Genomic DNA, 15,121 nt, shown 5'->3' with positions numbered 1-15,121 from the left:
ACAGTCAAAACGAGGCCTGCGGCACAATTGCGTCCATGAGTCTTGTCTTCCCCCACACCTTCGTCCCCTGGTTCCGCTCGGTGGCGCCCTATATTCACGCTTACCGAGGCGAGACCTTTGTGGTTGGCATGCCGGGTGAATTGGTCGCAGCGGGCAAGCTGAATGCTTTTGTGCAGGACTTGTCGATCCTGCATGCCATGGGCATCAAGATCGTTTTGGTCCATGGTTTCAGGCCACAGGTCAATGAGCAGTTGGCCGCCAAGGGGCAATCTCCCCAATACAGCCATGGCATGCGGGTGACCGACGCGCTGGCACTCGACTGCGCGCAAGAGGCGGCCGGGCAACTGCGCTTCGAGATCGAAGCCGCTTTTTCGCAGGGCTTGCCGAATACGCCGATGGCCAATGCGACTGTGCGGGTGGTGTCGGGCAACTTTTTGACCGCACGGCCGGTCGGCATCGTCGACGGGGTCGATTTCCAGCACAGCGGTGTGGTCCGCAAGGTGGACGGCGCAGCGATTCAGCGCGCCATCGACTCCGGCGCGGTGGTCTTGCTGTCGCCGTTCGGCTTCTCGCCCACCGGCGAAGCCTTCAATTTGAATATGGAAGATGTGGCCACCAGCGCGGCGATTGCCTTGCAGGCGGACAAGTTGCTGTTCGTGTGCGAAAGTGATGGGGTGCACGAGCAGCCCGGTGATGCCAACAGCCCGGTCGACACCGAGCTGACCTTGGCCGATGCCGTGCGCATGTTGGCCAATTTGCCCCCCGCGACCGAGCCAAGCGATGTGAACTTCTACTTGCGCCATTGCGTACGAGCTTGTCAGGCCGGCGTAGAGCGCTCACATATCGTGCCCTTCGCGGTGGACGGCGCGCTGCTGCAGGAGGTCTACACCCATGACGGCATCGGCACCATGGTGGTCGACGAGAAGCTGGAAAGCCTGCGCGAAGCCGGCTCAGATGATATCGGCGGCATCATCGCGCTGATCGAGCCGCTGGAGCGCGACGGCACCCTGGTCAAGCGTGACCGCACCGAGATTGAGCGCGACATCGACCTCTACACCGTCATCGAGCATGACGGCGTGATCTTCGGCTGCGCGGCGCTCTACCCCTATGTGGAGGCGCGCACCGGCGAGATGGCCGCTTTGACCGTGTCGCCCGCCGTGCAAGGCCAGGGCGACGGCGACCGCATCCTGAAACGCGTCGAGCAGCAGGCCAAGTCGCAAGGACTGGCCAGCATCTTTGTGTTGACCACCCGCACCATGCATTGGTTCATCAAGCGCGGCTTCCAACCGGTCGACCCAGAATGGCTGCCCGAAGAGCGCAAACGCAAATACAACTGGGACCGACGTTCGCAGGTTCTGGTCAAAAAACTCAGCTGATTTTCAATTTCAATCATTCATTCAAAGAGGTAGTTATGGCCCGCACCGTGCAATGTGTTTACATGAAAAAAGAAGGCGAAGGCATGGACTTCGCGCCCTACCCGGGGGACTTGGGCAAGCGCATTTACCAAAATGTCTGCAAAGAAGGCTGGGCGGCCTGGATGAAGCACCAGACCATGCTGGTGAATGAAAACCGCCTCAACCTCGCCGACCAACGCGCCCGCCAATACCTCGCAAGGCAGATGGAGCAATTCTTCTTCGGCGAAGGCGCCGAAGCGGTGGCGGGCTATGTCCCGCCAGCGGCCTGAGCGAAGCTCGGGCGAAGGCGCAAATCGAAATTTGCGCCACCAAAGCAAACAAGAATCATTCTTGTTAAGATGCACTCCACATCAATCCTCAAGCGATTTGGAGTCGTCATGCCGTTCTCTGTCTTTAAAAAAACGCTGTGGGCCGCAAGCCTGCTCGCCGGCAGCACCGTCTGCGCCTACGCGCAGGAACAGGTTCTGAATCTGTATTCCGCGCGCCACTATCAAACCGATGAGGCGCTCTACGCCAATTTCACCAAAGCCACCGGTATTCGTATCAACCGAGTTGATACTGATGATGCGGGACTGTTGGCCAGGTTAAAGAGCGAAGGCTCGGCCAGCCCAGCCGACGTCATTTTGTTGGTGGATGCGGCAAGGCTTTGGCAAGCCGAGGAAGACGGCTTATTCCAGCCCTTCAAATCCAGCCGCCTAGAAGAGCGCATACCCGCCCAATTGCGCGCCAAACCGACCGATAAAGGCACGGCTTGGTTTGGCCTGTCGACGCGCGCCCGCGTGATCGTTTACAACAAACAAAACGTCAATAAAGAAGACGTTTTGAACTACCAAGACCTCGCCAATTCAAAGATCAAAGGCAAGCTGTGCACCCGTTCGGGCTCGCACCCCTACAACCTGTCATTATTTGGCGCGGTTTACGAACATTTGGGCGCGGTCGAAACGGAGAACTGGCTCAAAGGTATGGTGGCCAATATGGCACGCCCACCCAAAGGCGGGGACACCGACCAAATCAAAGCCGTCGCCAGCGGCGAATGCGGCGTGGCCATCACCAATAGTTACTACTTGGCCCGTGTGATGCGCTCCGAAAAGCCGGAAGATCGTGCCGTGATGGAAAAAATTGCCGTGGTTTTCCCTAATCAGCAAAGCTGGGGTACGCACATCAATATTGCAGGTGGCGCCATGGCCAAACATGCCAAGAATCGTGACAACGCAGTCAAGTTTCTTGAGTATTTGAGCGGTGACGAAGCGCAAGCCTACTTTGCCAATGGCAACAATGAATGGCCGGCCGTGCCGGGCCTGCGCGTCAGCAACCCTGCGCTTGAATCAATGGGGAAATTCAAGACCGAAACCATCCCGGTGGCGGTGATTGGGAGCCATTTACCCAAGGTGCAGCAAATGCTGGACCGGGTCGGCTATAAGTAAGCAGCACCGCCAGCAATATCTAAATAGGCAGTGCCAACCGTGTAAATTTCCGGCATCAGCAGAGTCTGGGCGCACAGAGTAATTACTCATTGGATTTTTTATTCTAGCTGCGCCTATAATCAAGCTGTTCGCTTTCGCTGGACTCTAAAACTTCGCGAGGATTTGCATTGATGGCATCGCTAAAAGAACTTCTGGCCCAACGGGCTGCTCTTGATGAACAAATTTCGTCAACCAAAGATCGCGAGCGGGCCGACGCGATCGCCAAGGTTAAGTCCCTGATGGACGACTACGGTTTGACAGTGGCCGATTTGAATAGCCGTACCCCAAAAGTCGCCAAGACTTCCAAGGTTGCGGCCAAGTATCGCAACCAAGCCACCGGGGAAACTTGGAGTGGCCGTGGTTTGCAGCCAAAATGGCTGAAGGCCGCCCTCGGTGCCGGCGCCACTTTGGATCAATTCCACGTTTGAGCGAGTGCTGCGTATCGGTTTAATCGACCGCTCGCGTATTTAGAAAAGCCACCTGCACAGGGTGGCTTTTTTCTTGTCAAAACAATACTTTAATTTGCCAATTTGCACAGCCCCCCGCCCGAATCAAGGGGGTCTGAGCCAAGCACATCGCTACCCGAACTGCTAGCATCGCGCCGCATCGAAACTATGCCTGTGTTTGACGCTTTTCCGGTCAAGTACCTGGCTAGCTCTTTGTTGCTTGCACTTTTCGCCCTTTTTGTGCCTGGCCTTTTGAATCCAGGACTTACCCGCCGCCACAGCCAACCTTTGCCGTCCTGAATATCGCGTGGATGAATTGACTTTCAAGCAAGACTCTGCACCGATGGAGTCGCCCCGTCTTGCCAAGCATTACTCGGAAGGCTTGCGCCTGCTGGGCGCGCTGCTCGCCTGCTTGGCCGCCGGCATACTGGGTCAGTTGTCGCTGGGATCAATACCGCATATCGCCATGTTTTGGCCGCCCGCCGGCGTGGCCTTGGCTGCTCTGGCTTGCTGGGGCTGGCGGACGACGGGGCCGCTACTTCTGGCCCTGGGGAGCTTGGCCTTGCTGCAAGGTGCATCGCTTGGTTTGTCCGCTTTGCTGGCCATGGCCGGGCTGCTGGGACCCGGGCTGGCTTTGCTCATGCTCAGAGCGCTTGGCTTCAACCGTTTGCTCAAACGGCGTAAAGACTTGCTCTTGTTCCTTGTTTTCGGGGTTCTGGTCGGGAGCTTGTTGAGCGCTGCAGCCAGCGTGAGCGCCATTCATATGCAGGGCCAGCTGGCTGCCGGCCTTTGGTGGGACGCTTTGACTTGCGGATTTGGCGGCCATGCATTGGGAACCTTGACCGCTGCGCCCGCGCTGATGGCTTGGCATGCTCGAATACAGATCAGCCGGCAAAACCCCGTGGCTCTTTCGCCTGCGTCAGGTCTGGATCATCGCCCGGCCCATTGGCTTGCTTCGGTCGCTTTGATGCTGGCCTGCGGCGGCAGCGCTGTACTTATTTTTCTCAACGCAAAGACTGCGGGGATGGTGGGGGCAGTTGGGCTAAGTCCATGGTGGCTGCTGCCGGTCTTGCTGCTGGCAGGCTTGGCCCTGTACGGTTCTTTGGCGGCGGCATCAGGAGCCGCGCTCTTGATTGCCTTAACAGCAGCCGATGCCGTGGCCCAAGCGTCCGGGCCATTTGCGTCGCTGGATCCGCAACACAGCATGACGCTGCTGTGGAGCTATGCGGGCCTTGCTGCGGCATTGCCATTGCTGGTCCATGCCGTCCGGTGCGAACTCCATCATGAGAGGCAACGCTGGCGCGCCGCCCTGGAGTCGGTCGGTATGAGCTTGGCGGAATGGACGCTCCACCCCGGCGGGGGCCGGCAAACCTATGCCTCTTCCGACTGGCCAAACAAGCTCGGCGTCGCGAGCGATAGCGCCAGCCACCCTTTCGACTGCTTGGCAGCCGCCCATCCGCTGGACAAGGACAGGGTCCGCGCCGCCCTTGATGCCTTGCTGACGGAACCGCAGGCGGCGAACGATTGCTGCGAGCCCCTGCGCCTTGCTGCAATTGCCGCAACTGCAGCACGCGCCGGAACGGCCGGCCTTGCGGCCGAATGGACTTGGTTCGAGTTCCGAGCCCATGTGCAGCAACGTGATGCCAAGGGCCGGGCCACCCGGCTGCTGACAACCCTGAGCGATGTCAGCTGGCGGCACACGGCACAAGAACGCCAGCGCATGAGCGTCAGCCTGTTTCAGCATTTGCATGAAGGCTTGCTGGTCACCGATACCGAACACCGGGTGCTGGACGCCAACCCCAGCTATTGCCGCATCTTGGGCCTTGGCCGCGAGGCCTTGCTCGGGTTTGCAGCCGCACCCCTACAAGCCGGCAGCCTGCACCGCTCGGGTCTGACCCCGGCTCAGTTGCAAGAAGCGCTGCAAGCGCACGGCTTTTGGCAAGGCCAGGTGCAGACCGACAGGGCCGATGGCACGCCTTGCCATTTGCAACTGACCGTATCCACCATTCCCGAGCCCGATGGGCCTTTGCGTTACCACGTGGTCAGCGTGTCGGACATCACGCAAAGTCTGCAGCAGCAAGCCTTGCTGCAACACCAGGCAAGCATCGACCCCTTGACGGGTTTGGCCAATGCAGACGCTTTCATGCAGATGCTGCGCCAAGGGCTGCAAGTGGCCGAGCGCGAAGGCTTTCGCCTGAGCATTTGCCGGGTCGACCTGGATCAGTTCAAACAAGTCAACAGCCAGTACAGCGGCGCCATCGCCGATGCCTTGCTGCACCTGGTCGCCCAGCGCCTGCAAGCAGCACTGCGCAGTTCGCCGCAGTGGTCTGACTGCGTGGCCCGGCTAGGGGGCGACGAGTTCGGCCTCTTGCTGCGCAGCAACAGCCCCGAAGAAGCACAGCTCGCCATGGAGCGTTTGCTCAAGGTCTTGGCCGAGCCCTATCACTTGAGCCAGAACGGCGCGCCCGCGACCGCAGCCCTGAGCATCCATATCAGCGCCAGCATAGGCGCGACGCTGTTCCCCCAGGACAATTCCGACCCCGAAACGCTGCTGCGCCACGCCGGCCATGCGCTCTACCGGGTCAAGCATGCAGGGCGGCATGGCTACCAGTTGTTTGACACCGCCAAACGGCTGCGCGATGAAGCCAGCTTGATCGCGCTGGCCCGCGTGCAGCAAGCGCTCGACGCGGGTGAGCTGCGGCTGCACTACCAGCCCAAGATCGATATGCGCAGCGGCCAAGTGCTGGGCATGGAGGCGCTACTGCGCTGGCAACACCCTGACCGGGGCCTGCTTAGCCCCCTGCACTTTTTGCCCTTGATCGAAGCGACCGGCTTGGGCGTGCAAGTGGGCGACTGGGTACTTGAGCAGGCCTTGCGGCAAAGCGCGCAATGGTTGAAGGCCGACCTGCGACTGAACATCAGCGTCAATGTCACGGCCAGACAATTGCAAATGCCCGACTTTGCGCTGCGCTTGCAAGAGCTGATCAACAGGCATCAAGTGCCAGTGGCGGAGCATCTGTGTCTGGAAGTGCTGGAGTCGGCCGCGCTGGCCGATATCGCCACCACCCACTCCTTGATCCAGCAATGCCGCGCCTTCGGCGTCAGCTTCGCGTTGGACGATTTCGGCACCGGCTACTCGACGCTGACCTACTTGAAGCGCCTGCCGGTCGACGTGCTGAAAATTGACCGCTCTTTTGTTCAAAATATGTTGATCGATGAGCAAGACAGCACCCTGGTTGAGGGTGTGATTCGTCTGGCCGGCAACTTTGGCTGCAGCGTGGTCGCCGAAGGCGTAGAGTCCGCCGCCCATGCGCGGGCGCTCTTGCGCCTGGGCTGCAGCCAAGGCCAGGGCAATGGCATTGCGCCGGCGATGCCTGCCGCCGAGGTGCAGAGCTGGGTCCGCGAGTTCGCCAATACCGATTGGCTCACGCCGCTGCGCGGCGACACACCGGCCTTGCCTTAGACTCGCGCGGTGATTCCACCCGGCTTTATTCAGGACCTGCTTTCTCGCGTCGACATCGTCGAGGTGGTGGGCCGCCATGTCGAGCTTAAAAAGGCCGGCATCAACCACAAGGGCCTGTGCCCCTTTCACGGCGAAAAGTCGCCCAGTTTCATCGTCAGCCCAACGCGCCAGACCTACCATTGTTTCGGCTGCGGCGTGCATGGCAATGCGGTCGGCTTCTTGATGGAGCACAGCGGCCTGGGCTTTGTGGAGGCGGTGCAAGACCTCGCTCAGCAAACCGGCATGCAAGTGCCCGAGGACGAGCGTTCCAGCGAAGAGCGCGAACGCGCTGCGCAGCAAAAGCAGCGCCAAGCCACGCTGACCGAAGTCTTGCTGCGCGCCAGCGACCATTACCGCGCGCAGCTGAAGAAAACGCCGCGCGCGATTGACTACCTGAAGAAGCGCGGTCTGACAGGCCAGATCGCCGCGCAGTTTGCACTCGGCTATGCCCCGGAAGGCTGGCGCAGCCTGGCCAGCGCTTTCCCTTCCTATGATGACCCCTTGCTGACCGAGTCAGGCATGGTGATCACACAGGGCGACGAAGGTGAAGAGCAAAAGAGATACGACCGTTTTCGCGATCGCATCATGTTTCCGATTCGCAATGTGCAAGGCGAGACGATTGGCTTTGGCGGGCGCGTGCTCGACAAAGGTGAACCCAAATACCTGAACTCGCCAGAGACGCCGGTCTTCAGCAAGGGCCGCGAGTTGTACGGTTTGTATGAGGGCCGCCAAGGCCTGCGCCAGCGTGGCTACGCCTTAGTGGTCGAGGGCTATATGGACGTGGTGGCGCTGGCCCAGCACGGCTTCAACAATGCAGTAGCGACGCTGGGCACGGCTTGCACGGCCGAGCATGTGCTGAAGCTGTTCCGCTTCACCGAATCGGTGATCTTCAGCTTTGACGGCGACGCGGCCGGCCGCCGCGCCGCCGGCCGTGCACTGGAAGCCGCGCTGCCGCATGCAACAGATGTGCGCAGCGTCAAATTTTTGTTCTTACCCACCGAGCATGACCCCGATTCCTATGTGCGGGACTTGGGCGCCGATGCCTTCGAAAATTGCATTGCCGAGGCGATTCCGCTGTCCAGGCAGTTGATGGAAGTGGCTGGCGAAGGCTGCGACCTGAGCAGTGCCGAGGGCCGTGCGCGCATGTTGGCCACAGCCCGACCGCTGTGGCAGACACTGCCGCAGGGGCTGTTGAAGCGGCAATTGCTGGGCGACTTGGCGCGGCGCGCGCAGCTGCCGGATCAAGAGCTGATGGGGCTGTGGCAAGTCGGCGGGGCGGCGGCGCAAGAGCAAGCCCACGACGACAGGCGAGAGCATCCACCCGAAGAAGCTCACGACGCGCAAAGCAGTGAGCCCCGCCCCTTCAAGAAAAAGGAATGGAAAAAAGACTGGAAGCCCAGCGGCAATTGGAAGCGCCGGGGTGAGCCCGAAGACGAAACCATAGGCACGCCCCGCAGCGCGCCCAATGTGCCAGCCGATCATGCGCTGCGCATGTTGCTGCTCAACAGCGCATGGTGGGAGCGCCTGAGCCCAGAAGATCATCATCTGCTGCATGAATTGCCCGGCATTCACGGGGAGTTGATCAACTGGCTGGATCGCTATTTACTCAATCACGGCAGTTCACCTTGGTCGGTGCTGGAAGCGGCCTTGGCCGACGACGGTCTGCTTGAACGCGCCAAACGGTTGCTGGGCGGTCTGCACAGTGAAGATGAGTCCGAATTTGAAGGGCTGCAAAACCTACTCAAAAAACTCTGGATCGCGCAGCTTGAAACAGAGACCACACGCATCGCCGCCAGCAACCCGCAGGGCGAGGAATTCGAGCGCTACAAACGCCTGCTCGCTCAAATCAGGACCCTGAAGGCACCCAGCAGCACGCCAACTTAGTGGGAATTTGTGCTTTGCGCTGTTTTCGGCGATAATTAAGGGTTTTCCGCGCGCGTCAAGAGTGACGGCAAAGCTTGCCGGACCCGGCCACCCAGCGAAACTGGGCACCCACAGAGGTATCAAGGCCACCTGTATCCGCACAAGTTTGCAAACTCAAACGTCCACGCTAGCTTGCACGCGCCGCGCCGAGAAGAACATTGTGAAAGCAGTTTTTTCGAAGCGTATGAATGCCACCTGAATCGAGCTTCGCCTTGAAAAGCGCAGTAAACGACCCCAGGTGGCTGCTGCATTGCTAGCTAAAAATATTTTCAGATTTTTTTACCGAATCACTCCCCGGCCCGCCCGCCAAACTCCACCCGAGGATCTGCATGACTGCCAAGAAGACCGAGCCCACCGTCGCCGCCGCTGAAGAGCTCAAGAAGCCCGCCGGCAAAGTCGTGAGAGTTGCCAAAGCCGCGAAAACCGTGACAGCAGCCGCGCCCGCAGATGCCGCCGCCCCGGCCGCTGCCGACGACAAACCCAAGCGCGGCCGCAAGCCCAAGGCAGCCACCGAAGCCAAAAAGGCCGCACCGGCCAAGAAGTCCGCCGAGGCCGATGAAGAAGACTTCGCCGACTTGGAAGCCGACTTGGAAGGCGAGCCCGAAGCAGAAGGTGACAGCGCCGAAGTCGCTGAGGTCGAGGCCGACAAGCCCAAGGCCAAGCCGCTGCGCATGAAGGTCTCACGGGCCAAAGAACGCGCGCTGATGCGTGAGTTCGGCCTAGAAGAAACGGCGCTGACCGAAGAAGAAGCCGCCAAGCGTCGCCATGAGCTGAAGACGCTGATCAAGATGGGCAAGACGCGTGGTTTCCTGACGCATCAGGAAATCAACGATCACTTGCCAGAAAAGCTGGTCAACGAGGAAATCCTCGAGGCCATCATTTCCATGTTGAACGACATGGGCATCGCGGTCTATGAGCAGGCCCCCGACGCGGCCACCTTGCTGATTCAGGGCAGCACCACCGCGACCGCGACCGAAGAAGAAGCCGAAGAAGCAGCCGAAGCCGCACTGTCGACGGTGGACTCCGAGTTCGGCCGCACCACCGACCCGGTGCGCATGTATATGCGCGAAATGGGCACGGTCGAGTTGCTGACCCGCGAAGGCGAAATCGAAATTGCCAAGCGCATCGAAGGTGGCTTGCAGGCGATGATGCTGGCCATCTCCGCCTCGCCCACCACGATTGCACACATCATCGACCTGGGCGTGAAGATTCGCGCCGGCGAGAAGACGATCTCCGAAGTAGTGGACGGCTTTGTCGCCGCCGATGAGGCCGACGACTATGTGGCTGAAGAAGACTTCGACGAATTCGACGAAGAAGACGACGACGACGGCAACGGCGGCTCCAAGGCGCTGACCAAAAAGCTCGAAGAGCTGAAGAACGCCGCGCTGGTCAAGTTCGACTCGCTGTCGACCAACTTCGACAAGATGCGCAAGTCCTTCGAGAAGGACGGCTACAAGTCGGCGTCCTACAACAAGGCGCAACAAGCCATCAGCGCCGAGTTGATGACGATCCGCTTCACCGTCAAGACGATCGAGAAACTCTGCGATCTGCTGCGCTCGCAGGTTGACGATGTGCGCCGCTATGAGCGTGAACTGCGCAAGATCGTGGTGGACAAATGCGGCATGCCGCAGGAGTACTTCATCAAGAGCTTCCCGCCCAATGCCTTGAACAAGCAATGGGCCGAGAAGGAAATCGCCTCCGGCAAGCCCTATTCCAATGTGCTTGCACGCAATCTGCCGCCGGTGCAGGAATTGCAGCAGAAGTTGATGGACATCCAGTCCAAGGCCGTCGTGCCGATCGAGGACTTGAAGGACATCAACAAGAAGATGAACGAGGGCGAGAAGGCCTCGCGCGATGCCAAGAAGGAAATGATCGAGGCGAACTTGCGCTTGGTGATCTCGATCGCCAAGAAGTACACCAACCGCGGCCTGCAATTCCTCGACTTGATCCAGGAAGGCAATATCGGCTTGATGAAGGCGGTCGACAAGTTCGAATACCGTCGCGGCTACAAGTTCTCGACCTATGCGACATGGTGGATCCGTCAGGCCATCACGCGCTCGATCGCTGACCAGGCCCGCACCATCCGCATCCCGGTGCATATGATCGAAACGATCAACAAGATGAACCGCATCTCGCGTCAGCATTTGCAGGAATTCGGCTTCGAGCCGGATGCCCCAACGCTGGCCGAGAAGATGGAGATCCCTGAGGACAAGATCCGCAAGATCATGAAGATCGCCAAGGAGCCGATCTCGATGGAAACGCCGATCGGCGACGACGACGATTCGCATCTGGGCGACTTCATCGAAGACACCAACAACACAGCACCGATCGAAGCCGCGATGCAAGCGGGTCTGCGCGATGTGGTCAAAGACATCCTCGACAGCCTGACGCCACGCGAAGCCAAGGTTTTGCGCATGCGCTTCGGCATCGAGATGTCCACCGACCACACGCTGGAAGAAGTTGGCAAGCAGTTCGACGTGACGCGCGAGCGCATTCGCCAGATCGAAGCCAAGGCGATCCGCAAGCTCAAGCACCCAAGCCGCTCGGACAAACTGCGGACCTATTTGGACAATCTCTGATCAGCACATGACAGAAACGAAAAGGGGCTGGAGCGATCCAGCCCCTTTTTTCGTTTAACCGTCCACCATGACGGTGCCGCGCAGCACGGCTACACTGCCAACAATTTCACGCGCCAAAACCGTTCTACTCACCGACCATGACCCAAATCCGGGAACGCACTGTTTTGTTTGCCGATCTGCGTGGCAGCACGGGGCTTTTCGAAACCTTGGGCAATGCCGAGGCCACCTCCTTGGTGACGCAAACCGTGGGCCTGATCGCGCAAGCTGTCGACGAATGCAAGGGCCGCTTGGTGAAGACCTTGGGGGACGGTTTGATGGCCGTCTTTGAAACCCCGAATGATGGCGTGCAGGCTGCCATTCGCATGCACGAAATGTTGGAGCGAGTCGTGGCACGGGGCAAGAGCCAATTCGCTTCGCCCGGCCTGCGCGCCTTGCGCATGCAGGTCGCCTTGGCACGCGGTGAGGTGGTCGAAATGAATGGTGACTGCTTCGGCGACGCAGTCAACGTCGCGGCCCGCTTGCTGAATCACGCCGGTGACAACGAAACCCTGATCACAGCCGAAGTCTTGAACGGCCTGCCCTCGGCAAAAAAACTTCGTTTTCGCAGCTTGGATTTGATCGCGATTCGTGGCCGGGCCGAACCGGTACATGTGCATGTGCTCGATCAGGCAACCCATGGCGATGTCGCCGCCACCCAGTTTGGCGAGGTCCAGCACGCCGTCGAACCCGACGGCATCCGGCTGGTCTGGCTGGATTTGGACCGTGTATTTGATGTCGACAATATGCCCATCATCCTGGGCCGCAGCGTGCAGGCGACTTACTGCATCACCGACGCGCGGGTCTCGCGCTCGCATGCCCGCATCGACTGGCACGCCGGCAGCTTCTCCATCACCGACCTCAGCTATAACGGCAGCTTTGTGCGCTTTGGCAGCAGCGGTGACGTGGTCAGCTTGAAGCGCGGCAGCTGCACCCTGCACGGTAGCGGTGTGATCGGCCTGGGCAGTCCGCCGGTCGATGCCACCTCGCCGATCGTCAAGTTCGAAGTCCTGCACTTCGCCGATACCGAACCGCATAGCTTTGGCCACACGCGCAGCCGCGGCTGAATCCACATGACCCGTTCCATCGAAAGAGAGTACTAGACCGAATGACGACGCGCCCCGAAGCCGCTTACAGCCACGGCAGTTCGCCGAAAACCGCCCTGCTCTACTGCAATCTCGGCACGCCCGACGCCCCCACGCCGGCGGCCCTGCGCCGCTACTTGGCACAATTTCTGAGTGACCCGCGCGTCGTAGAAATTCCTCGACTGATCTGGTTGGCCATCCTGCACGGCATCATCCTGCGCGTGCGCCCGGCCAAGTCGGCCGCCAAATACGCCAGCGTCTGGACTTCGGAAGGCTCCCCCCTGAAGGTCTGGACCGAAAAGCAGGCCAAGCTCTTGCAAGGCTATCTGGGCGAGCGCGGCCACGCTGTCACGGTGCGCTATGCGATGCGCTACGGCTCACCATCGATTGCCGACACGCTCAACAGCCTGCGCGCCGAGGGTGCGACCCGCATCCTGGTGCTGCCGGCCTATCCGCAGTACTCCGGCGCAACCACCGCGAGCGTGGTCGATGATGTGGCCAACTGGGCGCTGCGGACTCGTCACCTGCCGGAATTGCGCTTCGTCAACCGCTATCACGATGACCCGCTCTATATCGCCGCGCTGGCCGAGAGCGTGCGCGCGCATTGGGCCGTTAACGGGCGACCCGAGCGGCTGGTGATGAGCTTTCACGGCATGCCCGCACGCACCCTGGCCCTGGGCGACCCCTACCACTGCGAATGCCTGAAGACCGGCCGTCTGCTGGCCGAATCGCTGGGCCTGAGCAAGGCCGAGTACATCGTCACTTTCCAAAGCCGCTTCGGCAAGGCTAAGTGGCTGGAGCCCTACACCGAGCCGACGCTGAAGAAGCTCGCTGCGGACGGAGTCAAAAAAGTCGCCGTGATCTGCCCCGGTTTCAGCGCCGATTGCCTGGAAACTTTGGAAGAAATCAGCATGGAAGCGCGCGAGACCTTCCTGCACGCCGGCGGCGAGGCCTTCAGCTACATCCCCTGCCTGAATGACAGCCCTGCCGGCATGAGGGCGCTGACCGCGCTGGCCGAGCGGAATCTACAGGGCTGGCCGACCCAACTCAAACCCGATGCGGCCACACTTCAAATGCAGCGCGATCTGGCCTTGGCCATAGGCGCTTCAGACTGAAGCATTCAGTCAATGTGATGCCGCATTGCTCGCATTACGTTGGGCCTTCAACCTGACCTCACGCCAGCGCATCACTCGTGGCCAGATTCGCGGCAATACCAGCACCAAGGCCACGATGAGCAGCAGTCCGACCGACATCGGCCGCTGCAAGAAAACGCCCCAATGGCCTTCGCCGATGGACAGCGCATTGCGCAGCTGCGCCTCGGCGATCGGCCCCAGAATCATGCCCACCACCACCGGCGCCGTCGGAAAGTCAAAGCGCCGCATCAGCACGCCCACGAGGCCAATCACCAGCATCAGGAACAGATCAAACGAGCTTTGCCGCATGCCGTAAACGCCGACGGTGGCAAAGATCAGGATGCCCGCATAGAGCTGCGGCTTGGGTATCTTCAAGAGCTTGACCCACAGGCCCACCATGGGCAGGTTCAGCACCAAAAGCATCACATTGCCGATATAGAGCGAGGCAATCAGCGCCCACACCAAAGTTGACGAGGTCTGGAACAACTGCGGACCGGCCTGGATGCCGTAGTTCTGCAAGGCGCTCAAGAGAATGGCAGCCGTCACCGAGGTCGGGATGCCCAAGGTCAGCAGCGGCACCAGGGTGGCAGTGACGGCGGCGTTATTGGCCGCCTCCGGCCCGGCCACGCCTTCAATTGCGCCGACGGTGCCGAATTCCTCCTTGTGCTTTGACAGCTTGCGCTCCGTCGCATAGCTCAAGAATGTCGGGATCTCCGAGCCGCCGGCCGGAATGGTGCCGAAGGGAAAGCCCAAAAAGGTACCGCGCAACCAGGCCGGCCAGGAGCGACGCCACTCGGTCTTGGTCATATGAACCGAGCTGAGCTTGTTGATCTCTTGCTTGCAGCGCCCCTCATAAAGCGCGTTGTAGAGCGTCTCACCGACAGCAAACAGCCCCACCGCAACCAGCACCACTTCGATGCCGTCCATGAATTCGGGGATGCCCGCCGTGTAGCGCACCTGCGCGGTGATCTGATCCAGCCCAACCAAGCCCATCGCCAGGCCAATGAACAGCGCCGTCATGCCGCGCAGCGTGCTCTTGCCCAGCACCGCGCTGACGGTGGTGAAAGCCAAAAGCATCAGGCAGAAATATTCAGGTGGGCCCAGCGTGACGGCGAACTCGGCCATCATCGGCGCGAACAAGGTGACCAAGATGGTGGCAATCGTGCCGGCCACAAAAGAGCCTATCGCCGAAGTGGCCAAGGCCGCGCCGGCGCGGCCGTTCTTGGCCATCTTGAAGCCCTCCAGCGCCGTCACCATGGTGCCGGTCTCGCCCGGGGTGTTGAGCAAGATCGAGGTGGTCGAGCCGCCATACATGGCGCCGTAATAGATGCCAGCAAAGAAGATCATCGACGCGGTCGGCTCGACTTGCGCGGTGATGGGCAAGAGCATCGCCACCGTCACCGCCGGCCCCAGGCCCGGCAAGACGCCGATGCCGGTGCCTATCACGCAGCCCAGAAAGGCCCACATCAGATTGATCGGTGTGCCGGCCGTGGCGAAGCCACCCAGCAGTTGGTTCCAGAGTTCCATATCTATCTCTGT

The 15,121-nt window shown here is 60.4% G+C and carries 10 protein-coding genes; 9 read left to right on the top strand and 1 reads right to left on the bottom strand.

Annotation, left to right across the window (positions count from 1 at the left end; genetic code table 11):
• Positions 1–35 precede the first annotated feature (35 nt).
• The 9 genes from argA to hemH all read left to right on the top strand — a co-directional run bounded on the left by argA (position 36) and on the right by hemH (position 13,564).
• A complete protein-coding gene (argA, locus tag LNV08_RS02025) occupies positions 36–1,376 on the top strand; it encodes an amino-acid N-acetyltransferase (protein ID WP_263531979.1) in 1,341 nt (446 codons plus the stop codon).
• Between the two features lie 35 nt (positions 1,377–1,411).
• Positions 1,412–1,684 carry an oxidative damage protection protein gene (locus LNV08_RS02020; RefSeq protein WP_263531978.1) on the top strand — a complete coding sequence of 91 codons (273 nt, stop codon included), beginning with the start codon at positions 1,412–1,414 and terminating at the stop codon, positions 1,682–1,684.
• 108 nt (positions 1,685–1,792) lie between these two features.
• Positions 1,793–2,839 (top strand): extracellular solute-binding protein, encoded by a 1,047-nt coding sequence (locus tag LNV08_RS02015; RefSeq protein WP_263531977.1) that lies wholly within the window; start codon positions 1,793–1,795, stop codon positions 2,837–2,839.
• A 170-nt stretch (positions 2,840–3,009) separates the two neighbouring features.
• Positions 3,010–3,306, top strand: coding sequence for an H-NS histone family protein (locus tag LNV08_RS02010; protein WP_263531976.1), 297 nt, complete (start codon positions 3,010–3,012; stop codon positions 3,304–3,306).
• Positions 3,307–3,631: 325 nt separating this feature from the next.
• Positions 3,632–6,787, top strand: coding sequence for an EAL domain-containing protein (locus LNV08_RS02005; RefSeq protein ID WP_263531975.1), 3,156 nt, complete (start codon positions 3,632–3,634; stop codon positions 6,785–6,787).
• A gap of 9 nt (positions 6,788–6,796) precedes the next feature.
• Positions 6,797–8,710, top strand: coding sequence for a DNA primase (gene dnaG / locus LNV08_RS02000; RefSeq protein WP_263531974.1), 1,914 nt, complete (start codon positions 6,797–6,799; stop codon positions 8,708–8,710).
• Between the two features lie 368 nt (positions 8,711–9,078).
• Positions 9,079–11,328, top strand: a complete 2,250-nt coding sequence (gene rpoD / locus LNV08_RS01995; RefSeq protein ID WP_263531973.1) for an RNA polymerase sigma factor RpoD — start codon at positions 9,079–9,081, stop codon at positions 11,326–11,328.
• A gap of 137 nt (positions 11,329–11,465) precedes the next feature.
• A complete protein-coding gene (locus tag LNV08_RS01990; RefSeq protein ID WP_263531972.1) occupies positions 11,466–12,431 on the top strand; it encodes an adenylate/guanylate cyclase domain-containing protein in 966 nt (321 codons plus the stop codon).
• Positions 12,432–12,472: 41 nt separating this feature from the next.
• Positions 12,473–13,564 (top strand): ferrochelatase, encoded by a 1,092-nt coding sequence (gene hemH / locus LNV08_RS01985; protein ID WP_263531971.1) that lies wholly within the window; start codon positions 12,473–12,475, stop codon positions 13,562–13,564.
• A 9-nt stretch (positions 13,565–13,573) separates the two neighbouring features.
• Here the strand turns inward: hemH and LNV08_RS01980 are convergent, their stop codons facing one another.
• The gene (locus LNV08_RS01980) at positions 13,574–15,109 is read right to left on the bottom strand and encodes a tripartite tricarboxylate transporter permease (protein ID WP_263531970.1); all 1,536 of its coding nucleotides are present in this window, start codon (positions 15,107–15,109) and stop codon (positions 13,574–13,576) included.
• Positions 15,110–15,121: the final 12 nt, after the last annotated feature.

Source organism: Paucibacter sp. TC2R-5 (assembly GCF_025717605.1).
In the GTDB taxonomy this organism is placed as follows: domain Bacteria; phylum Pseudomonadota; class Gammaproteobacteria; order Burkholderiales; family Burkholderiaceae_C; genus Paucibacter_A; species Paucibacter_A albus.
This window is presented reverse-complemented; position numbering and strand designations above follow the sequence as displayed.

Bases quoted from the DNA above. Each gene is read 5' to 3' on its own strand.
- argA (WP_263531979.1), top strand. From the start codon at position 36: ATGAGTCTTGTCTTCCCCCACACCTTCGTCCCCTGGTTCCGCTCGGTG.
- LNV08_RS02020 (WP_263531978.1), top strand. From the start codon at position 1,412: ATGGCCCGCACCGTGCAATGTGTTTACATGAAAAAAGAAGGCGAAGGC.
- LNV08_RS02015 (WP_263531977.1), top strand. From the start codon at position 1,793: ATGCCGTTCTCTGTCTTTAAAAAAACGCTGTGGGCCGCAAGCCTGCTC.
- LNV08_RS02010 (WP_263531976.1), top strand. From the start codon at position 3,010: ATGGCATCGCTAAAAGAACTTCTGGCCCAACGGGCTGCTCTTGATGAA.
- rpoD (WP_263531973.1), top strand. From the start codon at position 9,079: ATGACTGCCAAGAAGACCGAGCCCACCGTCGCCGCCGCTGAAGAGCTC.
- LNV08_RS01990 (WP_263531972.1), top strand. From the start codon at position 11,466: ATGACCCAAATCCGGGAACGCACTGTTTTGTTTGCCGATCTGCGTGGC.
- hemH (WP_263531971.1), top strand. From the start codon at position 12,473: ATGACGACGCGCCCCGAAGCCGCTTACAGCCACGGCAGTTCGCCGAAA.
- LNV08_RS01980 (WP_263531970.1), bottom strand. From the start codon at position 15,109: ATGGAACTCTGGAACCAACTGCTGGGTGGCTTCGCCACGGCCGGCACA.